10 protein-coding genes and 1 pseudogene are annotated in these 25,904 nt (G+C 63.9%); 3 read left to right on the forward strand and 8 right to left on the reverse strand.

Annotated features, from left to right (window positions below):
- Nucleotides 1-147: 147 nt before the first annotated feature.
- Nucleotides 148-321, reverse strand: coding sequence for a hypothetical protein (locus FHY19_RS00855; protein ID WP_259160864.1), 174 nt, complete (start codon nucleotides 319-321; stop codon nucleotides 148-150).
- Between the two features lie 232 nt (nucleotides 322-553).
- On the opposite strand from FHY19_RS00855, the gene FHY19_RS00860 reads away from it, so the two are divergent.
- From FHY19_RS00860 to FHY19_RS00870, 3 genes and pseudogenes are all read left to right on the forward strand, one after another.
- Nucleotides 554-5,338, forward strand: a complete 4,785-nt coding sequence (locus FHY19_RS00860; RefSeq protein ID WP_259160865.1) for an RHS repeat-associated core domain-containing protein — start codon at nucleotides 554-556, stop codon at nucleotides 5,336-5,338.
- A gap of 1 nt (nucleotide 5,339) precedes the next feature.
- Complete coding sequence (locus tag FHY19_RS00865; protein ID WP_259150810.1) at nucleotides 5,340-5,777, forward strand: hypothetical protein; 438 nt, start codon at nucleotides 5,340-5,342, stop codon at nucleotides 5,775-5,777.
- A 54-nt stretch (nucleotides 5,778-5,831) separates the two neighbouring features.
- A pseudogene (locus FHY19_RS00870) lies at nucleotides 5,832-6,335 on the forward strand (RHS repeat protein); the annotation flags it as partial.
- On the opposite strand, the gene FHY19_RS00875 reads toward FHY19_RS00870, so the two are convergent.
- The 7 genes from FHY19_RS00875 to FHY19_RS00905 form a co-directional block, all read right to left on the reverse strand.
- Entirely contained in the window at nucleotides 6,319-8,709 is a 2,391-nt protein-coding gene (locus tag FHY19_RS00875) for a glycoside hydrolase family 127 protein (RefSeq protein WP_259160867.1), read from the reverse strand. The pseudogene FHY19_RS00870 and the gene FHY19_RS00875 sit on opposite strands and share 17 nt — an antisense overlap.
- A 159-nt stretch (nucleotides 8,710-8,868) precedes the next feature.
- The gene (locus FHY19_RS00880) at nucleotides 8,869-11,763 is read right to left on the reverse strand and encodes a TonB-dependent receptor (RefSeq protein ID WP_259160869.1); all 2,895 of its coding nucleotides are present in this window, start codon (nucleotides 11,761-11,763) and stop codon (nucleotides 8,869-8,871) included.
- A 592-nt stretch (nucleotides 11,764-12,355) separates the two neighbouring features.
- On the reverse strand, nucleotides 12,356-14,317 hold the full coding sequence (locus FHY19_RS00885; RefSeq protein ID WP_259160870.1) for a DUF6055 domain-containing protein: 1,962 nt from the start codon (nucleotides 14,315-14,317) through the stop codon (nucleotides 12,356-12,358).
- On the reverse strand, nucleotides 14,208-16,502 hold the full coding sequence (locus FHY19_RS00890; RefSeq protein ID WP_259160872.1) for a S9 family peptidase: 2,295 nt from the start codon (nucleotides 16,500-16,502) through the stop codon (nucleotides 14,208-14,210). Before FHY19_RS00890 ends, FHY19_RS00885 begins: the two co-directional genes overlap by 110 nt.
- Before the next feature lie 169 nt (nucleotides 16,503-16,671).
- The gene (locus tag FHY19_RS00895) at nucleotides 16,672-18,255 is read right to left on the reverse strand and encodes a family 43 glycosylhydrolase (protein ID WP_259160874.1); all 1,584 of its coding nucleotides are present in this window, start codon (nucleotides 18,253-18,255) and stop codon (nucleotides 16,672-16,674) included.
- On the reverse strand, nucleotides 18,252-22,586 hold the full coding sequence (locus FHY19_RS00900) for an Ig-like domain-containing protein (protein ID WP_259163764.1): 4,335 nt from the start codon (nucleotides 22,584-22,586) through the stop codon (nucleotides 18,252-18,254). Before FHY19_RS00900 ends, FHY19_RS00895 begins: the two co-directional genes overlap by 4 nt.
- 352 nt (nucleotides 22,587-22,938) lie before the next feature.
- Entirely contained in the window at nucleotides 22,939-25,758 is a 2,820-nt protein-coding gene (locus FHY19_RS00905) for a TonB-dependent receptor (RefSeq protein WP_259160876.1), read from the reverse strand.
- Between the last annotated feature and the right edge of the window lie 146 nt (nucleotides 25,759-25,904).

The raw sequence follows: 25,904 nt of genomic DNA on the forward strand, positions 1-25,904 counted from the left end.
CTGTCGAACCTATTGCTGAATAGAATTCAGTTGATGCCTGCCCTGGGCTAGGTGTGCTTGTAATCGGGGCAACATCCGAAAATGCGCCGGAACAGCGAAAAATCCAGCATCTAAACGCGGTCAGCGCGACCAATGTGGCTTACCACATCAACCAGCCGCATTGATCAGACTATCCCTAACGTATTGGTACTGAAGACTCGGGGTGAATGCCTGGCCGAGCAGGACCTCGTACCACTTGTTGGCGGGGATGCTGGGGTTACCGTAGCTACGCCGAATCACGCCCCAACCGAACTGCGCCACCATCAGTAGTGCTTGCTCCACGATGGCGCTTGGCACGTTGTCGTAGTCGACCGGTCTGACTTCCTTACATGCCCTCCCAACCGCTGCCGCTGACGAGGCCACCCCTACTTCAAGCGATCTTTCTGCCCGCAAAGGCTTGCTTGTCGCCGCATCACTAATCCGATATCGTTGAAACCTAGCCATTCCTTTCATGGGATTGGTTGTAATCACCACCGCTGCCAGCGTGGGGTGGGTGGGAATGGATTCCTAACTGATGCTGCAAGTGCAGCTGACAAGGAGTGTTGCCGTGTCGAATCGGGCCGTGGCGCGTTTCTCTGCTTCCTCAGTTTTGTCAAAGGGCACGCGTTACGCGACGCTCTTGATGCCGGTTGTTTTTGGTGCCTATGCGTTGCAAGTTGCTAGTCCTGCGCAGGCGCAAAACCCGCCTAAAGCTACGTTCTGTGCGCTGTCCCTCGGCTGCTACGACACGATGGAGAAGGCTGCCGATGCCCTTCGCAACTCCAAGGACTACCAAGGCATCGGTCAGTATTTGAAGGCCTACTCAAGAGGTTTTTTGAATCGGGGAGCCGGAGAGGTCTGGACCTATTTCCGTGTCCCGTCTCTAAAGGCCACCTCGGTCTCTAACCCATCCTATGGAGTCAACCTGGGTATCTACGGGGTCGGAAACCCCGGCTGCACAGCGTCCCCAGAGTTTGGCTCAAGCTGGTGCACGGATGAAGGCGCACTCATCGCCAAGTCGTTGGACATCCTAACGACCAAGGTCGGGAAATCGTGTTCGCTTCAGTCCAATACTCAAACGTCGGATTACAACACGACGGGGCTGGGCCTCCTCCCCAATGGCGATGTTAGTTATAGCTCAGACAAATATTTCACTGCGAAATTTAATTGTCAGTCGAACTCGGGGGTGCCTGTCTCGGTGTCGCAGCGCTGGAATGTCTACAAGAAGCGAAGGTTAACTTGCGAGGCTAACTTCACACCTTACCTTCGAACCTCAATTCTTACAGAGGCCACTCTCACGACGGAGCCTGTGTGTAGGCCCAAGAACGACGATAATACCTGGGTCACGTCGCCCTTAAAGCAGTTCCAAAGCTGTAGCACCAACAATCCTTGCCATCCCACGACAGGCGACAAGTCTCGCGAAGAGAAAGACTTTGAGTTCGCGGGTCGCTCGTTCAATCGCTACTATCATTCTGTCAATCAGACCAAGAGTGTCATTCCAGTCGGAGAAGGCTGGTCGCTGAGTTACAGCGACCGATTCGACAGTTCCAACACAGCCTATCTCGACGAAGCGGGCAACAGGGATGTTTTCACCACGGTTGCTGCTGGCACCGGCCGTGCCGGGAATTCGGGGCGGCTATATCGCCGCATCAGCAACAGCACGACGTATTACCGTGTCATCGAAGAAACTGGCGAATACCGCGATTTCGGCAAAGATGGCGAGCTGCTCGCGGTGCGCAATCCAGCCTCGCCGGATCGTGACGTAACGGTGGTTTACGAGGGCACGCGCATTGCGCGATTGGTTGATGGCCGTGGCCGCGCCGTGACGTTTGCCTACACCGACGGGCGTGTCACAGGAATGGAGATTCCGGGTGGCGGAATCATCCTTTACGACTACGATGTCGATGGGAATTTGATTACCGCCACCTATCCCGACGATGCGAAGCGCCTTTACCACTATCACGAGAAGGGACTTGCGGAACCTCAGCTGGTCAACTATTTGACTGGTATCACCGGGGAGAGCGGACAGCGTTATGCTTCGTTCGGTTACGACACCTATGGACGCGTGATCAGCAGCGTTCTCCATGGCGATACCGGGGCGGTCGACGGAGTGACCCTGAATTACGTGGCCGAAGGCGTCACGGAAGTCACCCAGGCCTCTGGCGCGGTCAAGCGCTTCGAATATGGGCCGACCATCTTCAGCCCAGTCAACAACGTGACCGAGGGTGCAGCCAGCACGTCCAGCACCTACTTCAGCGATGGTCGCCTGCAAAGCGTGACGGACGCATCGGGCAGCAAGGTGTCCTACGAATACGCGCCTGCTTATCAATCAGCGGTGACGGTCGGTGACGGCACGCCGGAGGCAGTGCGCACCGAGAGCGTGCGGGATGCGCTGACCCATCAAATGACCGAGCTCAACATCAAAGGGGCGCAGGGGCTGGTTGTGTCCAAGCGATGGACTCGCAATGAGCGTGGCCAAGTGCTGACCCAGGTCGAGCAAGATGCTGCTTCCGGGAAGCAGCGTCAGCAGACCTTCACCTATTGCGAGCAGGCCGACGTAACCGCAGGAAGCTGCCCCCTGGTGGGAGTGCTGCTGCGTGTGGACGGTGCGCGCACGGATCTCAGCGACGCCACCACCTACGACTACTATCCCGCAGCCCAGGGCGGAGACCTGAAGACGATCACCAATGCAGCGGGCCAGGTTACACAGTTCCTTAGTTACGATGGCGCCGGCCGCTTGCTGTCGCAGAAGGATCCGAACGGAGTCGTGACCGACTACAGCTACGATGCGCGAGGCCGGCTGACGGCACGCATCGTCCGGGGACAGGACAGCGGCTCGGAGGCGGATGACCGCATTACGCGCTACAGCTATTGGCCCACCGGCTTGGTCAAGCAGGTCGCGCTGCCGGGCGGCGACGTGTCTAACTTCACCTACGACAGCGCATTTCGGCTGACCAAGGTATCGGATCGTTACGGCAACTCCTTCGTCTACACGCTGGACGCGTCGGGACACCGGATCAAGGAAGACATCACGGATGCCAAGAACACCTTGATGTTCACGGTGTCACGTATTTATGACGAACTCGGTCGCCTGAAGACGCAGGCGGATGCTCAAGGCAACCCGACCGTTTTTGCCTACGACGCGGTCGGCACGATGAAGGGGCGAACCGACGCCATGGGCCGGTCTAGTGCCTACACCTACGATGCCTTGCATCGCTTGAAGCAGAGTATCGAAGACGCCGGCGGCATTAAGGCGACGAGCGCTTTCCAATACGACGTGTTTGGACAACCGTCAGTGGTGACGGACCCGAAAGGCTTGAAGACGACCTACCAGCGCAACGGGCTGGGCGAACTGCTGGCGCTGATAAGTCCCGACACGGGCAGCACCGGCTTCACCTACGACGACGCAGGCAACGTGCTGTCCAGGAAGGACGCAGCCAACCGGCAGGCCACCTACACCTATGACGCCTTAAACCGCCCAGTGTCGGTGACCTATGCCGATGCAGCGCTTGAGACCCGTTTTGTCTACGACGTGGCCCCGGTTGTCTGCGTGGCGGGAGAGCAGTTCGCCGCCGGACGCCTGGCCAGCATGAAGGACGGCAGCGGCACGACGCAGTATTGCTACAACCGGTTCGGCGATCTGGTGCGCAAGGTCCAGACGACCAACGGCAAGGCACTGACGCTCCGTTACGCCTACACGGCAGGCGGGCGCCTGACGAGCATGGTCTATCCGGACGGGGCGGTGGTTGACTATGCGCGCAATGAGCTGGGGCAGATCGCCGAGGTAGGCTATACCGCGCCGGGGAGCTTGCGCGAGGTGTTGGTCAAGGGTGCCACGTATTTGCCGATGGGCCCGGTGGCTGGCTGGACCTACGGCAACGGCCGCATGCTGACCCGAGCTTACGATCAGGATTACCGCCCCAAGGCCATTCAAGACAAAGCGGTTGGCGGTCTGGATGTCGGGTTCGGGTTTGATGCGGTGGGCAATCTCACCGCACTAACCCCAGCCGGTAATCCCACGCCGGAGATCGGCCTGGGCTACGACGCCTTGGGCCGCCTCACCGCCCTCACCGATGGCATCACAGGAACAGTCATTGACGGCTATAGCTATGACGCCACCGGCAATCGCCTCAGCGCCAAGGTTGGCAGCGTGACACAGGCTTACACCTATCCAACGACCAATCATCGCCTGAGTGCAGCAGCTGGCGTGGCGCGCACCTACGACAAGACAGGCAATACGCTGAGCATCGGTGGCAAGGCGCGGGAGTTCCCCTACGACGCATCCGGCCGCATGAGCTTGGTCAAGCGTGCAGGCGCGGTGGTGATGAATTATCGCTACAACGGTAAAGGCGAGCAGGTGCGCCGCTTCCTCGGCACCGCCAACACCTACACGCTTTACGATGAAGCCGGCCACTGGCTCGGTGACTACGACACCAATGGCGTGCCCAAGCAGCAGGCGATCTGGCTGGACGACCTACCGGTCGGCCTGCTGGCCAACGCCAACACGCTGCACTACATCGAACCGGACCACCTGGGCAGCCCGCGTGTGGTGGTTGAACCGGTTCGTAACGTGGCGGTGTGGAGTTGGAGCCTGAAGGGCGAGGCCTTCGGCAACACGGCGCCGAATCAGGATCCGGATAGCGATGGTGCGGCGCTGGTGTTGGATATGCGGTTCCCGGGGCAGCGGTTTGATGCGGCCAGTGGCTTAAATCAGAATTACTTCCGGGATTACGACCCTGCTACCGGGCGATACGCGCAGAGTGACCCAATCGGTCTTTTGGGCGGACTTAGCACTTTTTCATATGCTGGCAGTAGCTCCCTTGAAAAATTTGATGTGCTTGGTCTTATGGAGGGAAGCTTAACCAATTTACAGAAGCGTAACGCCATCTCGAGTTGGGCGATGCAAAATGTAGGATCAACTGCTTACGGATTCTACCAGTCTAGGTCTACGCAATATCCTGCAAATTCCTGGAAATGCTCGTCATTTGTCTGTGATGCGGCCTCGAATGCAGGAGCCCCAACAACTGTTACGATCAGAGATAAAAATGACCAACAGATAGATAGATGCGCTACCGCCGCCGAACTGGCAAAAGGATATATTCCAAATTGGAGGCAGCTAGGCAAGTACGAAGAACGCATGCCTGGGGATATTGCAGCAAATAGAAATGTGGGTCCAAATTCGACAGGCCATACTGCTATAGTAGTTCCAGGCGTGAATGGCGGCGTCACTACGATGGGGGCGCATGACATATACGTTGGACCTGCCGGGGTTGATCAGTTCCCCGAAGGCTCCACCGTCTTACGTTACATAGGAGACTAAAATGAGGCACTTAGCTGTTGTAGCTATCGGGGTCGCCGGGATTCTTCATACTTCATACGCTGCGGCTTCAACCTCTTGCGATGCTCGGGATTTAGTCATAGTGGAACTTGACCTAGTTAAAAATATTGAAGTAATGAAAGTGAATGAGCACCCTGTCAAGGGGCGAGATTCATTCGAAGTTTTTTTTAAGAATTGCGCTCGCAAAACTGTGATTCTAGCAAGTCCACGAGCAAAACTTTCGCAGATACTTGATATCCAGGTATTTCTGGGAAAAATTGGAGCGCGTCCAAAAAATGATAATTTTTTTATATTTTCCGCCAGCCCTGAATCTGGTGCGATGACCTACATGGGGACGTTCGCAACAATGAAATACACCAGAAAGCACGACGAGCTTATAAAGCTAATTGAAAGTCCGCCGGAAGAAAGTAATTGGTTCTAAAAGTTTACCAGGAGAAAGATAAAGGAGAAGGCTGTGGGGAATATCTCATGCGGCCACAATGCCCTGGGCAAGCTGACTACGTGGACCATCCGACAACCAGCATCTACACCTAACAATTCAGCCAGACCACCTGCGCCAGCGGCGAGACCTACCCCATCTACCGCCTGGCCCAATGCAGGACGGCAGCAGCAGCATCGACTACTGCTACGACGCTTCTTCGATCTGATGCGCAAGGTGCAGACCACCAACGGCAAGGCGTTTTTGTGCTGCGCTACGCCTACACCAAAGCCGGCCAACCTATCCCGATGGTGCAGCGGTGGACTATGTTCGCAATGCCCAAGGTGAGACCGCAGAAGTGGGCGTCACCACCGCCGGCGGCACGCGGCAGGTTTTTCTGGGCTCGGCCCTGTGGCCGCCTACACCTATGGCAATGGCCGCACACTCGCCCGCCTCTATCATCTGGATTACCGCTCGCAGCCCATCCAGGACACCCGACCAGGCGGGCTGGAGATCGGCTTTGGCTTTGAGCCGGCCGGCAATCTCACCGCGCTGACGCCAACACCCAACACCCGAACGCCGGCCCTGCCGAGTAGCCGGTCTCCGGTTCGATGCGGATCTGCAGGGTGGCGCGGCCGGCCACTGCTGCGGGCAAGGCGTAATCCACATCGACGAAGTCCAGGCCGCGGTTGCCGTCGAGGCGTTCGTTGGCGATGAGTTCGCCGTCGGCGAGGATGCGGAAGCGGCGGCGGGTTTCGTCGCCCCAGTAGCGTAGGCGCAGAATGCGGGCCTTCGCGGTGTTGCGCAGGGTGAAGGCAATGAAACCACCGGTGCGGGCGTCGCGGCCGGCGCGGCGGCGGTAGCTCAGTGCATAGGAGCTGTCGCTGGTGAGGGCGTGCGCCTTTTCCGATGCTTCCTCGCCCAGGGCGATGCGATCCAGGGCACGCGCGTCGAGTGCGCGTTGCGCCGCATCCGCTGCCGCCTGTTCGGCCTGGCGTTGTTGCCAGGCGGAGGCGTCGCGGTGCTCCAGGTAGACGGCGCTGCGGCGATCGAACTGGGCGTAGAACGGGGAAAACAGCCATTGCTGGGCGCCATCGCCATCGCCATCTGCATAGGCGTAGTGGCCGTGGGCCGGCAGCGGCCGCAGGCGTTGCAGGACATCATCGCCACCGATCAGCGCCGGGGTCTTGTTGCTCCACGGCGTTGCGGCATCGCCGAGGTCGGCCGCCAGCACCAGCGGGCCGCGCATGATCGCGACCCATGCCGGATCGTCCGCTGTGGGTTCCAGGCGCAGCGGCATCTCCAGCTGCAGGGACACGGTGTCGCCAGCGGCCCAAACCCGTTCCATGCGCAAATACCCATCCATCGGTTGCAGGTTCTGCAGCTGACCATTGACCTGCAAGGTGAACGCGCCGGCCCAGCCAGGCACGCGCAGCGCAAGGGTACGCGCCGTTGCGGGCGCTGCGGCGATCTGCAGTGTGACCTGGCCCTGTTCGGGCAGCGTGCTGCGCAGGCTGAGCGCAAACCCGGCTGCATCGCGCACCGTGGACGGCACATACAGATTGACGTAGACGCCCTGCCCGTCTTCCCAGTAGATGGAGTCGCCGAACTGCGCATGCGCCTCCATGCCACTGCCAACGCAGCACCAGAAATCGTCGAACGGTGTGGACCAGCCGCGCGCTTCGCCGGCCAGCAGCGGTGTCATGTAGGTGAACATGCCGGTGCGCGGATGCTGCTGCGCCATCACGTGGTTGAGCAGCGTGCGTTCGTAATAGTCGAAATATGCAGCCTGCGGCCCCCATTGATACAGATGCCGGGTGAGCTTGAGCATGTTGTAGCTGGCGCAGTGCTCGCAGGTCTGCTCGGTGAGAAACTTCGAAATGCTGTCCGGCTGCTGAAAGTACTCGCGGTCGCCGTTGCCGCCGATCACGTAGGTGTGGTGGTCGGTGACGGTGTGCCAGAAGAAGCGCGCGGCCGCACCGGATGCGGCATCGCCGGTGACTTCGTACTCGCGTGCCAGACCGATCAGCTTGGGGATGTTGGTATTGGAATGCTGGTGCACCAGTTCGTCGCGCTGGGCAATCAGCGGGTCGAGCACGGCGTGATGATGCAGGCGCTGCGCCAGTGCCAACCACTGCGCATCACCGGTTTGCACATGCAACTCGACGAACGACTCGTTGAGGCCACCGAATTCGCAGGAAAGCACCTTCTGCAGCTGCGCATCGTCCAATGCCGCAAAAATGCCTTGCAGATAACCGGCCAGCCCCACCGCCACCTGCAGCGCCTGCGCATTGTCGCAATGCGCATGCACGTCCAGCAGGCCGGCAAAGAGCTTGTGCCAGGTGTACAGCGGCGCCCAGCTGCCATTGAGGTAGAACGGTGCGGGGTCGATCTTGCCGCGCTTGAGTTCATCGAAGACCGCACGCCCGCTTTCGATCTTGCCTGCGGCGTTCTTGCGGGTGAAGCCGGCCACATAGCCATCGCCTGCATGCGCCTGGCAACGCGCCAGCTCACTCACCAGATACGCGGCACGCGTGGCGCATTGCGCATCGCCGGTTTGCGCATGCATCAAGGCCAACGCACTGAGATAGTGGCCCAGCGTATGGCCTGCGATGGTGTCCGCTTCCCAACCGCCATAGGCAGGCGCCTTGGGGTCGAGACCGGCGTACAGCACGAAGTTGTGCAATAGCCGGTCCGGCTGCAGCCGCATCAGGTAGCGGCGATTGGTGTCGAGCGCATCCAGGAACAGCGACGGCGTCAGGCGGACCTGGGCCAGCGGCACCGCGCGCATGCGGCCAGGCTGGGCGGCGCTGGCATCGGCGGGGAAGCGCAGGAAGCCCGCAGCCACTGCCAGACTGCTCCAGGCCAGAAAGCGCCGCCGCGACAGGGACAAGGTGTGATCGGTGACGCGCTCGGTGCGGGATGGCTCTGTCATGGGCTCAGCTTAGCTCCTGCCGCTGCTTGCGGACTGCGCGCGCGGTTACAGCACAGGCCGACACTCGCACTGCAAAGCAGTCGGTGACGTGGTCTGCTGCCGCCCGGCCGGATCGGAGAGCAGCAGTGCGATCGGGCAGCGGCGGCGCCATGGCCGCACTCAAAACTTCACCGTTGCACGCGCCCAGTAGAACCGGCCGAGCAGATCGTAGGTGGCTACATCGGTGTTCGCATTGCCCACGTTGTTGGAGTAATACAACGGCGGCTGCTTGTTGGCGATATTGTCCACGCCCACCTCGAAGCGCGTATGCCAGGGCTCCACGTTGTAGCCGAGCTGCAGGTTGTTGTAGACGTACGCACCGATCTTGCGCACCACTGTCGGCGTGCTGGAATCGGCCGACAGGCTCTGGTCCGGATCCGAATTGCCGATGGCGGTGTGGCCGACATAGCGGATGCGCCAGGTAGCGCTCCAGTCGTCCAACGCCCAACTCACCGTCCCCAGCGCGCGCCAGCGCGGGAAGTTGCCGTACGCCTGGGTGTAGCGGCCGACATTGTGGATGGTGACCGAGCTGGGGTCGGTGGTGTCGGGCAGCACGTCGTAGCGGGTGAGATAGGTGCCGTTGAGGCCGGCAGTGATGTTGCCCCATGGCGTGGACGGCAACCGGTAGGTCAGATTGAAGTCCATGCCCTTGGCCCACAGCTTGCCCAGGTTGACGGTGGGCTCGGCGATGTAATTGATGGTGCCGTTACCGTTGCGATGGATCAACGCGCAGAACGCGCTTGCCGAGTTGGCGTAGCACTGGTTGAGCACCGTTTGCGCGGAGACGGTGGTGATGGTGTCTTCCAGATCGATGCGCCACCAGTCGGCGCTGATCGACAGGCCGTCGATCCACTGCGGGTCATAGACCAGGCCAACGTCGTAGGACTTGCCGGTTTCCGGCTTGAGCTGGTAGCCGGCCACTGCCGCGCCGGACACCTTGCCCGACACCTGCCCGTCCGATTGCTGGTAGCTGCCGTCGGTGGGCACATTGGCGCAGGCGACGTTGTTGCCGCCGGTGTAGCCGTTGCAGGGGTCGTTGACGGTGGCTGCATCGCCTGCGACGCCGGCATACAGTTCATTGATGTTGGGCGCGCGGAACACCTGCGAGACGGTGCCGCGCACCAGCAGGTTTTCGATCGGCCGATACTCCAGCGACACCTTGCTGTTGGTCTTGCTGCCCACCGAGCTGTAATCGGAAAAACGCGTGCCCAGGGTGATATTGAGCGCGTTGATGCCAGGCAGCTCCTTGAGCAGCGGGAACAACGCTTCGGCGTACGCTTCCTTGACGTCGAAGCTGCCGCTCAGTGTGGACGAACAGTACTCGATCACCCCGCACAGTCCGTTCTCGTCGCCGGTCCACAGCGCATCCGACGCCGTCGTCGAGCGCTCCTTGCGATACGAAAGCCCGGCCGCCAGGCTCGCCGCGCCAGCTGGCAGTTCGAACAACGTGCCGTTGGCGTTGGCTTCGAACTGCTTGACCGTATACACGCTGGTCACGATCGGGTTGACCACCATGCCCTGCAACGTGGCCAGGTTGGAGCTGTCGTTGAGGTTGAAGAAGTTCAGCGGTGTGCACCCTGCAATCGCCGCGCCTGCGCTACCGCACTTGACCACACCATCGCTGTCCAGAAAGGACGGCCCGATGGCCTGGTTGAACGCGGCATAGTCCAGGAAGCCGTTGTTGATCGACTTCTGCTTGACCTTGCCGTAGTTGAAGTTTGCATCCCACTGCCAGGAACTGTCGCCGAAGCGGCCACGCAGGCCGGGGCTGATCTGGAAGTTGTAGGTGTTGTATTGATAACTGCGGTTGCCGAGCACCGTGGCGCGCGTGTTGAGGTCGTTGTACGAGGTACCCGTGATGCGATCGGTGCCGAAGTTGACCCCGAACGGGTTGTAGTAACTCTGCGACGACACCAGGATGTTGTCGCCGTTGGAGAAGATCGGGATCGGCGCGATGATCGAGGCCGACTCGGTTTTACTGAACCAGGTGTTGAGGTAACCCTCGACGCTGTCGCTGAAGCGGAACGTGCCCAGCAGGAAGGCATTGGTGCGCTTTTGCGGGGTCTGCAGCAGGTTGAACGGCTGGTAGTTGTAGGAGTCGGCGCTGGCGTTGTAACAGTGGAAATCGCCAGGGCCCGCGCGGCCGCTGACGCCGCCATTGAGCGTGACGCGCGCGCAGCCGTTGGCCTGCCGGAGCTGATTGGATTGATCCGAGCCATCGTTGAAGTTGACCGTGCCGGTCGGGGTGGCAGACGAGCCCTGCTTCACCGGCACGCCATCGGTCAGCGCCAGCGCATCCTTCGAATAGTCGCGCGCACCGGCCGAGACCGGGTCGATGTTGTGATACGACAGCCCACCGATCAGGCTGCCGCGCTCCCAGGTCTTGCCGGCGGTGAGGGCGAAGTTGCGCCGATTGCCGTCGCGCTCGCTGCTGGTGCCGAAGTCGCTGCTGAACTGCACGCCATCGAAGTGCGTGCGCAGGATGAAGTTGACCACGCCACCGATGGCATCGGAGCCGTACACCGCCGAGGCGCCATCGCTGAGCACCTCGATGCGCTCGATCATGCTGGACGGAATGGCGTTGACGTCGTTGTAGGCCAGGCGGATGCCGTTGACCAACACCAGGGTGCGCTTGTCGCCCAGGCCGCGCAGCGAAATCGCCGAGGCCCCGGTGCCGCCGCCGTTGTTGGTGTAGGGATTGGTGGCGTTGCCGGCGATCGATGGCAGTTCCTGCAACAGATCGCCCACCGTCGCCTTGCCGGTCGCCGCGATCTGTTCCTGGCTGACCGTGACCACCGGATTGGCGGTCTCGGTATCCACACGACGCAGGCGCGAGCCGGTGACCACGACACTGTCGAGCGTCTGCGTTGCATCGCCGTTGCCGGCTTGCTGCGCCAGCGCGGGAACCACCGTGCCTGCGCAAAGCGCCACGACCAGCGCGGCGGCAAGCGTGCTGCGCAGCGGGCGCGGCCCCGTGACGGGACGACGATGGATGGGCAGCGACAACATCGACATGCAGGACTCCTGATTAGAAAAAAGCGGGTAACCGACGGGCAACACACGCCCGTACCGGCATGCACCAGTGCGGAAAACATCGAAGGCGGGAAACAGCCACGGCGAGATGCTTCGCCATGACGACAACGCAGACGCAGACACCCGGCGACGCACGCGATCGGCATCGATCGCGTCACCACGCGTCGTCAGATGGAGGTTGGTTCGTTAATGGAGGCGCCCATGCGCTCCAGTTTCATCAGCTGGTCACAATGTGCCTGTGCGCACGCGCCGCGTCTTGTCGCATTTGGCGACAGTGCATGCGGAAAACAGCATGGTTGGCATGCGCACTGGCGTACGCGGACACATCGCTGCAGCAAGACTGCATGCAGATGCCGCCTGCCGCCAGACCGCGCGCGACTGCAAAAACCCTGTCCGCGCCAGACAAGCATAGGGTGCTCAGAGCGGCATATCGCGCGTACGCGGCGGCGTCGCAGCGACACCTGCACTCACCCCACAGGTGTTGGCATCGTCGCGTTGGCCATCGTCCGCCCCGGCGGCAGATCCAGATGCCGGGCCTACCGTCGGGTACGCTCACTGCCGAAAGATCAGCGCCTTATCTGCACGGCGTGTCATCGGTGCGATGTCCGTTGGTATTCCAGTTCTGATCCAGCCCATCGGTTCCTGCATAGGCGTAGCAGGTGGTGGCCAGGCCCGCTAGCGGCGTAGCCCCGGTGATGCTGACTTCGTACGGAAACTGCAACGGCCTCTTGCCTGCCAGCTGTTCGACGGCGGTCGGCACAACGCTGTAGCGATACGGCGTGGCGGTCACGACCAGATAGGTCTGCGTGCTGCCGGCAGGCAGCGTCAAGGTCACCGCGCTCTTCGCCGTGCCGTCCACTGCGCCCAGCGGTGCGTACGTGGGATGCGACTGCGCATCCAGACTGACCAGGGTGAAGCGCCACGCAGCCTGATCAGCCACGGTCTTTCCCTGCAGGCTCACGCTGATCGCCTTTGCTCCAGTCTGCGGGGTCAGCGGAATGACGTGGGTGCCATAGATGTTCAATGGCCGCTCCGGTGAGGAGGCATAGCGGCCGCGCGTGGCCAATGCCTTCAACGGTACATAACGCTTGGCGGCAGCACGATCCTTGCTGATGTCCAGCAAGGCCTTCTGGCTGACGAAGTCGAATGCGGCAAGCCGAGCGCCATAGCGCCCGATGGAATCTGCAAACGAGCGAAAACCCTGCGGAAACACGCCCTGTTGCTGGCCGAGGCGAACCACTGTCTGAATCGGCAGCTCCAGGGTATCGCCAGCGGCATTGCGCTGATTTTTCAGCCACATCTCCCAGACCAGCGAGCGGGTTGCATCGGTTTCGGCCAGAAACATCAACAATGGATGCGCACCATAGCGGCTCTCCGGAAAGAGCGGTCCGTTCTCCAGGTTCGACTGGTAGTACGCCACTGCAGAATCGTCCATCCGCGCGGTCTGAAACGCACTCCAGTTGGCATGGGTTTCCCAGAACCAGCCGGCGGCCGGCAAATTGCGGTAGCCGCCACTGTAGTACTGCAAGGTGTGCATGAACTCATGCGCGACCGAGTGCGAGCCGTACCCAAGCGCCCAGGACGAGATACCGATCGCCTGCCCTCCACTGGCACCGCATTCGGTGAGATCGCCGCCCTGCACATACGGCAGCCCGGTGCCACACAGGTAGACATTGATACGTTTGGGCGCCGTCGCTGCCGCATAGGGCATCGGTGCGCCGAGCAGGTCGGCATTCATCTGCCAGACCTTTTCGAACCAGGCGGCGCTCCGGGTAACGAAAGTTGTCCACGCGACGCCGCGCGTGGCCACATCGCGATAACTCTCCGCGGCCGTATTCGCTCCGTACCAGAATGCGAAGTGCTGCGTTTCGTATTTCTTCGCGGATCCATTCGCCAGCATCGCGGCGGTAATGGTGTCCGGTTCGGCCTTGGTCAGATACGTGCGTCGATCCACCCGCGCCGGATGCGCCTTGGCGACGGTGGCGACGTATTGCCGGTCGGACGCGGCGAACGAAAGCAGTTGATACCGCCGTCGGCAACCATCGGGGTACTCGAGCACCACCGATCGCACCGACACCGCCGAATCCTCGCCGAACGCAGTGATCAATCTGGCCTGAAACGGCGCCCCGTCGGCAGCGCCGACCGCATTCAATGCCGCCGAACTGCGGACCGGCGTCCAGGTACGCAATGGCTGGGCGGCCCCCCAGGGAGCGTCGTTGGAAAGCGACTGGCACCCCACAGCCTCCGCGGCTGCGGCAATGCCGGGGAGTGCCGCCGATAAGACGGTTGCAAGAATGGCTCTGACGATGCCGCGTGTTCGATGCTGCATGAGGTTCTCCAACGGGACACGCCGGAATGGCGGCCTTTGAAATGAAGCTGCGCTCGCTGCCTGCACCGGCCCCGCTGACCGTGACACGCGCGTGCGATCACGCTGGCGGCTGTGTGACCGATAGGGTGGACGATGTGCGATTCCACTCCGGCGTCGGTGCCTGCTGCATCCAGCGCATGAAGAAATCCAGCAGGCGCCGGCGGCCATACTCGCCACCGGCGCCATGGTCGCCACCGGGCACCACCAACAGGTCGAACTCCTTGCCGGCCTTGATCAGGCGATCGGCCACCTGGAAGGTGCTGGCGGGATCGACATTCATGTCCATGTCGCCGGTGACCAGCAGCAAATGCCCTTGCAGGCGCGCGGCGTTTTCCACGTTGGACGATTCGGCATACCACGGCCCCACCGGCCAGCCCATCCATTGCTCGTTCCACCAGATCTTGTCCATGCGGTTGTCGTGACAGCCGGAGTTGGCCACGCCCGCCACATAGAACTCAGGATGGAACAGCAACGCGCCCAAGGCATTCTGGCCGCCAGCCGAGGTGCCGTAGATGCCGACGCCGCCATTGATGGCGTACCACGGATACTGCGCGGCAGCGGCCTTGTGCCAGGCGATGCGATCCGGCAGGCCGGCATCCTTGAGGTTGCGCCAGGCCACGTCGTGGAAAGCGCGCGCGCGATTGTTGGTACCCATGCCATCGATCTGCGCCACCGCAAAGCCCAGCGCGGTCAGCGAAGGCACCGCCGTGGTGAAACCCTTCGGCACGAAGGAGCCTTGCGGGCCGGCATAGATGTCTTCGACCACGCGGTAGCGCTGCTGAGGATCCAGCTGCTGCGGGCGATGGATCACCCCCCAGATCTCGGTCTTGCCATCGCGCCCGGTGGTATGGAACGGCAACGGCGCCTGCCAACCGGCCGCCAGCAGGCGGCTCAGATCGGTGCGCTCGATGGTGCGCGCCACGCTGCCGTCGACGTTGCGCCGCAGCTCGAGCACCGGCCCCAGATCCACGCGCGAGTACAGATCCAGCAACCACGTTCCGTCTGGCGAGTACTGCACGGCATGGTCGGCCTGCTGCGGCGTCAACGCCGTGAGACCGCTACCGTCCAGGCCGATGCGATAGGCATGGCGATAATACGGATCTTCGCCGGGCTGCATGCCGGAGGCGCTGAAGTACAGCTGCCCGGCTGTCTCGTCGATGCGATCGAGCTTGCGCACCACCCAGTCGCCACGCGTGAGCTGGCGGACCACTGCGCCGGTGCGGCCGTCGTACAGATACAGATGCTCCCAGCCATCGCGCTCGGAGGCCCATACGATCTGCGCGCCATCGGCCAGATCGCGCCGCGCATGCTTGCCGCCGTCCTCGTGCTCGCCGCTGAGCTCGGAGTATTCGATGAAGGTCGGCGAGGTTTCTTCGATCAGCGTGCGCGCGGCGGCGCTGCGTGCATCCACCTCGATGACGCGGTACAGCTGATGCCCGCGTGCGTTGTACTCGAAGGTGAGACCGCGGCTGTCCTTCCACCACACCATCTCGCTCAAGCTGAAGGCATCGGGCAGCAGCGTCATCGCCACCGGATGCGCCGCGCGCGTGGCGATGTCGAACAGTACCGGCTGCATCACCGGCAACACATCGCCGGGCTTGGGATAGACCTGCTGGTGCAACTTGGGCTGCACCTGATCGGCCGGTGCCGATTCGATGTAGTAGACCATGCGCGGCGGTGGCGCCTTGACCCGATAGACGGCCAGATGCTGCGAATCCGGCGACCACACCAGGCTGTCCAGCGCGTAGTAGTCCTGCGCACTGCCATCGCGACTGAGCACGCTGCGCTCGCCGCCGCTCGCCGGGGCGATCACCACGTTGGCCTGCTCCACCCAGGCACGCCAGCGCCCATCCGGCGACAGCTTGGCATCGCGCTCGCCCTGTTTGAGCGGAAGCCGCATATCCATCGACTCCGGCGGCGCATCGCGGTCGTGCAGATGCACGCAGGAATAACGCGACAACGTGCACTGCCAGCCGACGTCGGCGAGCTGGAACGCCAGACGGTCCTGCTGCAGGGTTGGTGCCTGCAGCGCCAGCGCTGCCGCATCCACCTTCTGCGCGCCGGCCTGGGTCAGTGCCGCCGCCAGGCGTGCATGGTCGAAGGCCAGCGTATTGCGGCCGCTGGCGGCCTCCACCATGCGGTACTCGATGGCCGGCGGCCGACCGCTGCGCGCAACCCCACGCCTATAAAGGAAGCGCCCGGCATCGACCCAGGTCGGCGCACTGGGCGCATGCTCGACCAGCGCGGCGTAGTGCTGCGACAGGCCGAGCGCACGCGTGTAGTCCGCGACAGTGGGAGCCGCTGCGGCTGAGGAGGTGGGACTGGCCGTCGACGTCGCTGCGGCAGCGGGCATCGCTGCGGATGCAGGCGCGGATGCTGCAGCCGCCGGCATGACCGATGCGGCAGCCAACGCCAACTGCAACGGCCAGCGCACGACGACAAGCCGCAACAGCGCGCGGCAACGGAGGGACAACGCGGGGTTCGTACGCACGACATGCCTCATTCTGGTTGGGTCACTACGCTCACGGCGCATCGCAGCGGCTGCTGTCGGTGTCGCCGGCAGCCGGCAAAGGTTGCGGGTGCGGTGCCAGCACTTCCCACTCCTGCACGGCCAGCGCGGCGTAACTGCCGGGTTGACCGGAGGCATCCATCAGCAGGCGCACGCAGCGCGTGCTGACTGCCGCAAACGACACCGCCTGGTAGCGATCGGTGCGGGTACCGTAGCGCTCGCGCGTCTGCACCGGATGCCATTGCCCGCCCTGGCGGTATTCCAGGTGCCAGCGCGCCGGCGGCGCCACACCGACCTGCGCGCCGGCCGGGTGATCGGCCCAGAACATCACGCGGCTGCTGTCCAGCGTGACCGGCTGCGCCCAGCTGTACTGGAGCCAGTGTCGTGGCGGATTGTCGGGCGTCCAGCTGCCCCACAGCTGCGGCGGCAGCGGATTGGCCTTGACCACCCCATCGTTGAGCGCGGCCATCCAGTACTGCAGCGGAATATCCGGGCCGTTGGACGCGGTGGCCACGGCGGACGGCGCCTGATTGCGCTGTGGCGGCAGCGCTGGCTGCGTGCGCTGGCTCGGGATGACGGTGCGGATGCCGGCCGGCTGGGTGCTGTCGTCCCACTGCAGCGGATCGATCGCCACGCTGCGGCGGAAATGCCCGCCGCCGCGCGCATCGGCGGTGTGGTAGACCAGATACCACTGCCCCTTGAAGGCGACGATGCCCGGATGCGAGGTGGTCGAGGACACCGGCGGCAGCACGATGCCGCGATAGGTCCACGGCCCCAGCGGCGTGGGTGCGCTCGCATAGGCGATGCACGCGTGATACAGCGTGGGCGTACACGCCGACTCGCGGCCGGCAGTGTTGGCCGCGTAGGCCAGGTAATAGACACCGTTGCGCTTGAACAGCCATGGCGCTTCGAAATAGCCCTTGAGCGTGTCCACCGCGACAGGCGTGCCCTTGAAGCTCACCATGTCGCGCTCCAGCTCCACCCCGAACAACGCACCGAAGGTGCCCCAGTACAGATACACGCGGCCATCGTCGTCGACCAGCACCGTGGGGTCGATGTTCTGGATGGTGTTGCAGTTGGGCACCGACTGCGACACCACCGGCCCTTGCGGATGCGCATCGGTCCACGGGCCGAGCGGGCTGTCGGCCACCGCCACGCCGATCGCGAAGGGATCCGGACTGGATGCGTTGCGCTGCTGCACCGGCGCATACAGGTAGTAGCGGCCATCCGGCCCGCGCACGATCTGCGCTGCGTAGGCATGGCGCTGGTCGGCCCAGGCGAACACCTGTTGCGGGCGCAGCAGATCACGGTAATGCGTCCACTGGCCGCCGGCCGGGTCGCTGCTGACGAACATCTGCCAGCCGGGCATGACGAAGGCGTTGCGATCCGGTGGCGCGGTGTCGCGCCCGGCCAGGATGTACAGCTTGCCATCGGCCACCAACGGCGCTGGGTCGGCCGAATAGGTGCTGCCATCGGCGAGGATCGGGTTGCCCGGCGCATGCAGCGGCACACCCCGCGGCGGCACCGCATAGGCGGCCAATGCGGCCAACCACAACCCGCCGGCCAGCGCCAAGGTGCGCGCCAGGCTGCCGATCACCGGGTCGATCCCTGGCGCCGGATCGGCGTGCTGGCTGGCTTGATCTGCACCTTGAGGGGAACCGACACCGTCCCGGTGGGCGCCCGCCCCTGCGCGGTGCCGGTCAGGCCGATCTGCCCGGGTTGCGCGTAACGCACCGGCGCCAGCGCCGGCCATTGCACCGGCAGGCGCTCGCGCGAGCCGTCGTTGTATTGCACGCTCACAAAGCCCGGCAGCGTGGGCGCCTGCCCTGCGACTGCGCTCACCTCGGGCAAGGCCTGCACGGTATTGATCTGCCCCGGCGGCGTGGCGCGTACCCAGACCATGGCCTTGACCGGAACCACGCCCTCCACCAGCCCCTGCACCTCCACCGTACCCTCGCTGCCCAACCGCTCGACCGCCAACTCCGGCCACTGCACCGCCACCGGCAGCACGCTGCCATCGGCGAAGAAGGCATCGACCTGCGGCGGGAACACCGGCAGCTGGCCGGGCGCGGTACGCAGGTCGATCGCTTCCACGCGCGTGGGCAACTCCGAGTGCACCTGCCATTCGTCTACGCCGATGGGCATGCGCCCGTCGGCGCCGGGCTGGGTGGCGAGCACCGCACGCACCGCGGTGGCGACCACCGGCGCAAAGCGGGCGGTGCTGGCGGCACTGCTGGCAGCGGCGGCAATCGGATAGCCGCCGTCGGCGACGATGTCCTGCCAGCGGCCGTCGTGCAGTGCCTGCAACGTCCAGCTGGCGGGCGCGGCCACCCCGCCGCGGGGCTGGTCGTTCCAGAAGTACAGCGTGCTGGACGACAGCCGCACCGGCCGCGGCCACTGGTACTGCAGCCAGAGCGTGGCCGGTTGTTCGCTCCCGTAACTGCCCCAGCGCCGGCTGCCCTTCGGCTGGCTGCCCGCTGCGGGAACGAACCCGTCGTTGAGCGCCTGCACGCGGTACTGCGAGCCGGTCAGTTGCGCGCTGACCGTGGCCAGCGCGTGCAGGGGCACGCTCTGCAGCGCTGGCGCGGCGGGCGCGAGCAGCTGCACGTCGGCGTGGCCGTCCAACGCACCGTCGTTGGCGGCCAGCCGCACCGTGTACGCGCCCGGACGCGTGAAGCGCACCGCCGTATGCACTGCGGCAGGATCTTCGAACACCGCATCGCCACCCTGCGGGCCTTGCAGCATCTGCCAGCGCACCTGCAACGCGCCGTTGGGCAAGCCGTCATCGCCCACCCGGCCGTTCACCATCACCGCGCCATCGGCACCGGGATCGTCCAGCTGCCATGCCTGCACCTGCGGCGGTGCATTGCCGGCAACCGCAGGCGCGGCCAGGCCACTGTCGAAGACCTGGAGTTCCTTGATGCCGGTGCGTGCACTGCCGGCATGGGTCACCACCACGCGCAGCGCCTGCGCACGCAGCGCCGGAAAGCGCACCCGGTTGCGGTTGCCCACCGCGATCGCCGCATCGCGCACCTGCCCGGGAACGGTCTTCCAGTTGCCGGCGCCGTCCTGGTATTGCACGGCATAGATCCACGGCGCGGCGTAGCCGGGATGGGTGCCCGACGGAAAACCATGCTGCACGCCTGCCGGGGCGGAGCTGCGGTAGAAATACAGCACCACCTGATCCACCTGCCGCGGCTGGCCCAGCTCCAGCGCGATCCAGTCGCTGGCAGACAGCGAACCGGCGGTGCCCCAGAACGGGGTATTCGCGGTACTGCCATCCACCGCCGCGGTGGCGGCAAACCCTGGGGTGGCAAAACTGGCGGTGACCTGTGCGCCTTCTGCCAGATTCGTGGTGGCGGTGGCCGGCAGCGTCGCATCCACGCCGGCCTTGTCCAGCAGTCGGGCAAGGCGCGAATCGGCAGCGATCGGCACCTGCGCCATCGACGCCAGTTGCGCCGGATGCGCCTCCAGCACCTGCACCGCGCCGTTACCATTGACCGCGTCCGGCGCTGCGCTCACCTGCCCGCTGGCCGGGTCGTAGATCACATGCGCAAGCCGGTCCACGCGAAACGCCAGCGTGCCATCCAGATACACGCTATAGCCCTGCGCGGCCCTGCCGTTGTAATGGCGCCCGTCGCGGTCCCAGACGATGCTCAGATTGCGATCGCGGTAGCGCAGGTTGTCGGCGGCGAAATGGTCCCAACCGATGTCGATGGGATACAGCTCGATCCTGTCGTCGTTGCGTGGGCGCAGGCCCATCGCGTCCTCGATCATCGTGAAGTTGGTCGCCCCCAGCTGGGTGTGGTGAATCCACGAGCGGTACCCGATCTTGCCGCCATCGCCGGCACTGCCCCTGGCCCAGAATTCGTTCTGGTCCGGGTAGCGGTTGTCGCCGTCGATATAGGGCGCCCATGCATTCCAGTACAGCAGCTTGCGGTAGCTGCGCGCGCTCAGGAACGGGCTGGGGTAATCGCGCAGCGCCTCGCCGAACAGGCGGAACGCCACGGTGGCGTTGATGGTGGAAAAGTTGTTACTGCCCGAATCGGCGCCGCTGCCGCGCGCCTGCAGATCGACCTGGTTGGCGGTATAGAACGGAAACAGCGGGTAATGCGCCGCATCGGCAAACAGCCGCAATGCGCGCACGTACTTGGGGTCGTAGTCCGGCTCCCCCTGCTTGGGCATCAGGCCCACGCTGAAAGGGTAATAGTTGTTGGTTTCCTTCCAGTCCACCGGCAGGCGCGGCCCTTTGGCCTGGCGATGCTTGAGCAGCTCGCCGTGCAAGCCCACCGAGTCGGCGCTGTCGCTGTGGTCCTGCCACAGCACGTCCAGCACCGCCTGGCGGATGCGTTTTGCGGTCGCCTGCATGCGCTGCGCGGTTGCGCTGTCGCCGGCCAGTTGCGCTGCCTGCGCCGCGGCCTGCGCATTGGCGTACACATAGGCGCTTTCGGTGCGATCCATGCGGATTTCGCCGTGCTTGGCCGCCCAGTCGAACGACACCGCATCGGCATCGTTGCCGGTCATCGCTGCCCAGTCGTATTCGATCAGGCCGTTGTGGTTGAGATCGTAGGCAGCCAGTACGCCGTCCACATCGCCGCTGCCGTAGCGGGCCAGTTTTGCGGCCAGTGCGCGCGGGCCGCCATGCAGCTGCATCGAGCGCCAGGCAGCGGCGGTGATGTATTGCGCGTAGGAGTTGGACCAGTTTTCCGGCGAACCGGGGTTGTCGGTGTACTTGCCGCCGCCCGCGGTCTCGCCTGCGCTGAGCCAGCTGCCGTAGGCGTAGCTCGGGTCTCGCAGGTATTTCAGATCGTCCAGGAACATCCCGGTGGTCAGCACGATGGCGTTGTTGTAGCCCAGTACGCCCTCGATGGCGACCGGAAACTGGTAGTCGTTGCCCGGCACGTTGGCATCGAGAAAGTTGAAGCGCAGCACCCACCAGCGATAGAACAGGCTCTTGGTGATGTTCTGCTCTGGCGTGTCCAGATACGGCACGTTGTCCACCCACCAGCGGTTGTAGCTGGCGACGTGCTGCCGGTAGGCCTGTTGCGGCGACTGCGCGGCGATGCGGGTGTACTCGGCCTGCGCCTGCGGCAGTTCGTGCGTGAGCAGGCCCAATTGCAGCTTCAGCGCTGGCGCCGGGCCGCTGGCAGGCACCGCCACCTCGCGTACCAGCTGGTTGCCGTCCACCCGGAAGCCATCGCCGGACAGGCGCGCAAACACCGTGGTGATGGCGTTGTAGGCATCGAACGCGCCGGTCAGCTCCGTGCCAGCGGCATGCGGGGCCAGCGGCGAGAGCGCCTGCACCGACAGCGTATGCGCCGCGCCGTCCAGGCTGGACAGCACAATGCTGGCCACCGCCACGTTCTGCTCGGTGATGTACTTGACCAGATGCATCCGTACGCCTGCCGCAGCATCCTCGAACACGGTGCTGAAATAGCTGGGCGTCTGGCGGCGCTGTTGCGGGCGCTCGGTCCATTGCACTGCACGGTCGCCTTGCTTGGAGAGGATGCGCAACAAGGCGTCGTAGTCGGTGGCATGCCAGTACGCCACCTGGCCGACGAAGCCGGGAATCTCGGGCTTGTGCGTGGCCAGAAAGGCCGCGCGGCCTCGGGTGAACAGCCAATCGTTCTTGTCATCGTAGCCGCCGCCGGTGCCTTCGCGGACCAGCATGCGGTCGATCCAGAAATCGTTGCCCGCAGCCTGCCCTGCCCCTCGCGCGAGATCGGCAGCGTAGATCCTGGCAAGTTGCCCACCGGGTGCGAAGGCCACGCCGCTGTCGGGCACCGGATGCGCCAGCCCATGGAAATGCGGGTAGCCGATGTCCGCATTGGCGACAGCCATGAGCGCGTCCTGTGCCGGCTTTGCGATCGCCACCGCCATCCCTGCCACCGCGCCGGCCCAGAGCAACCCGGCCAAACCCGCACGCATGCCGCGCCCGTTGCGACACGGCGACATCAACACACGCAACGTGCGCATGCAATGGCTTCGTAGAAGGCACTGTGCAACTGATTGGCCTGTCGTTGGGAACGCTGCGCTAACCACCACGCCCATGCGATGACCACCTGCCCGACCCTGCTTGCGCAGGGTCCTGGGCACGCAACCTCAGGCCCGATCTGGCGACGACGGCCCCGGCTAAAGTCGCGCGTACTCCCACGCTGGCCGGATGTCGGGCGTGGCAGCCACAAGCGCTGTCCGCAGGGCCACTGCCTGCGCTCGGCCTTGCGCACCAAAGCAGCACTGCTCGCCTTCCAGCATGCTCGGAATGCAGCTCCCATCCGGCTCAAAATTCCACCCGCAGCCGCGCCCAGAACGAGCGTCCCAGGGTGTCGTAGGTCGTGGCATCGGTATTGGCAGCGTTGGAGTAGCTGTAGAACCGCGGCGGCGCGCGATTGCCCAGGTTGTCCACGCCCATCGCCAGCGTGCTGTGCAGGGTTTCCAGCTTTCGGCTCAGCGACGCATCGTGATAGACCATCGAGCCGATCCGGAAATAGCGGCAGCTGCCGTCGGCATTGGTATCCAGGCAGAAATCCTCGTACTGGCTTCCGTTGACGGTGTGGCCCAGGTAACGGGTGCTCCAGCTTGCGTGCCACGGCCCCTGGTCCCAGGCAAGATTGGCCACCGCGCGCCAGCGCGGCATGTTGCCCCAGCTGGAATTTTCGCCGACGTAATTGTGCGCATCGCCAGCGAAGCGATAATCGGAAAAGAACGTCGCATCCAGACCGGCAGCGAAACTGCCCCACGCCGTGCCGGGCAGCGTGTAGTGGATGCCGGCATCGTAGCCGCGAATATCGACCTTGCCGGTGTTATAGGCGAACGGCACCGACACGCGCGTCAGCTGCCCGGTCGCATCGCGCTGGATCAGCGGACAAAACGCTGCTTCTCGCCCTTCGAAACAATCGCTGACCACTTGCTGCAGGCTCACGCCGGTCAGCATGTCCTCCAGCACCACGCGCCAGCTGTCCACGTTGAGCGACAGGCCGCGCACCTGGTCCGGGTCGTACACTGCCCCGACGTTGTAGGAGCGGCCACGCTCGGGCTTGAGCTGGAAGCCGACATTGTTGGCGCCGGAAGTCACCACGTTGAACTGCGCAGTGTTGCTGAAGCTGCCATCGTTGGGCACGTTGGCGCAGGCCGGATTGGGTGCAGCGCCGGCATAGCCGTTGCAGGGGTCCTCGAAATCGCCGGTGGTGTCGATCACCGCGTTATAGGGCGAGCCGTACAGATCGCCCAGCGCGGGGGCGCGGAAGACCTGCGAGCCGGTGGCGCGCACCAGCAGATTGGCGATCGGCCGCCACTCGATTGCCACCTTGCTATTGGTCGTGTTGCCCCAGGCATCGTATTTGGAATAACGCGAGCCCAGATTGAGATTCAAGCTGCTGGCAAACGGCACGTCCTTGAGCAACGGCACCAACAACTCGGCGTAGGCCTCGCGCACCGATTCGTCGCGTCCTTGCTTGAGGATGCAGCCATCGTTGTAATCGCAGTTGCCATCGGCGTCGGCGGCGGCCACCTCGCTGCTGGTGCCCTGCGCGAATTTGTTGCTGCGATAGACCAGACCCACCGCTGCCTGCACCGCGCCGGCAGGAAGCTTGAACAGATCGCCGTTGGCGCTGATGTCGACAAACCGCATCTGGCTCTCGTCGATCAGGTCCACCGGCCGCTGGGTGCCGCGCAGCGCGGCGATGGTGGCCGGGTCGTTGGGGTTGAAGATGTTGATCGGCGTGCAGCCGGCGATCACTGCGCCGGGCGTGCCGCACTTGACCACACCATCGCTGTCCAGGAACGAGGCACCGGTGGCGTTGTTCAATGCCGAGGTGATGGAGAAGCCGGTGCGCACCAGCGTGTCCTTGTAGCGTGCATACCCCGCCGCCGCATCCCACTGCCAACTGGTGCCTTGCACGCGCCCACGCAGGCCGGCCACGATGTTGGTCTGGAACATCGTGGCGGTATAGACGCGCGTGTTGGCCTGGGTGGAGCGCAGCACGTAGCGGTCTAGCTGATCGCCGAACGGGTTGTAGTAATTGTCGACCGCCCCCTCCATTTCCATGCCGAACGCAGGCAGCTGCGAGGTGGTCTTGCTGCGCGTCCAAAACACGTCGGTGTATGCCTGGATGTCCGGGGTGATGTCGAAGCTGCCGTGCAAGGATGCGTTGGTGCGCTTGATCGGCGTGATCAGATACTGCCCGTCGTAGGCGTTGTAGCTGTCGGTCGCCGGATCGTAGGGGCGGAACGCGGTTTGGTCGACCGGGCCGGGCGGCACCCCGTCGGCCGGCGTCACGCGACGCCCATCGTTGAGGAATGCACGGGTATTGCCGCCGCGGACCTCGCTGACCTGCCCGTTGAAGAACTCCACCAACTTGGCGGCGTAGCGGCGGTCGCCGTTGAACACCGGGTTCATCGAGTTTTGCGAGAGCCCCACGATCAGCCCGCCGCGGTCCCAGGTCTTGCCCCACTCCACGCCCAGCGTGCGGCTGTTGGCATCGCCGTGCGTGCTCTGCGCGTAATCGGCCGTCGCCGCAAAGCCGTCGTACTTGTCCTTGAGGATGATGTTGACCACCCCGCCGATCGCATCGGAGCCATACACCGACGAGGCACCGTCGGTGAGCACCTCCACCCGCTCCACCATCGCCACCGGGATCGCGTTGACATCCACGCCCGGTGCGGACGCCACGCTGCTGGCCGGCCCGGCCATGCGATGGCCGTTGACCAGCACCAGGGTGCGCTCGGGTCCCAGGTTGCGCAGCGACACCAGCGCGCGGCCATGGCTGAAGCCGGAGTTGAGCGCCGGGCCCGGCATGAAGCCGGACATCGCCGGGAGCTGCTGCAGCAACTGGCCGAGCGTGTTTTGCCCGCTGTCTTCGATGCGCTGGCGGTCGATCACGATGACCGGGCTGGCGGTTTCCGCATCCACACGACGCAGGTGGGTGCCGGTGACATTGACGCGGTCCAGCGTCTGGGTGGCATCGTCGTCGGTCTGGCCGACTTGCTGCGCGAACGCCGGCGCGGTAGCGATGGACAAGACCAGCACGATCGCATCGATCAACGGACGACGCCTGGAGACACGGCACTGCGACAACAGGGCGGAGCGGCGTGGCGACATCGGAATTCCTTGTGCTTTAGGGGAAAACGGCAACCTGCGCGCACGGTCACGCCGCACTGCAGCAGCGCAAGACCAGAGACGAATCACGACACGGACGACATCAGTGAATTGCCGCGCGACGCGGCAACCGGCAAGGCAGGACGACG

Source organism: Xanthomonas sp. 4461 (genome assembly GCF_024806475.1).
In the GTDB taxonomy this organism is placed as follows: domain Bacteria; phylum Pseudomonadota; class Gammaproteobacteria; order Xanthomonadales; family Xanthomonadaceae; genus Xanthomonas; species Xanthomonas arboricola_F.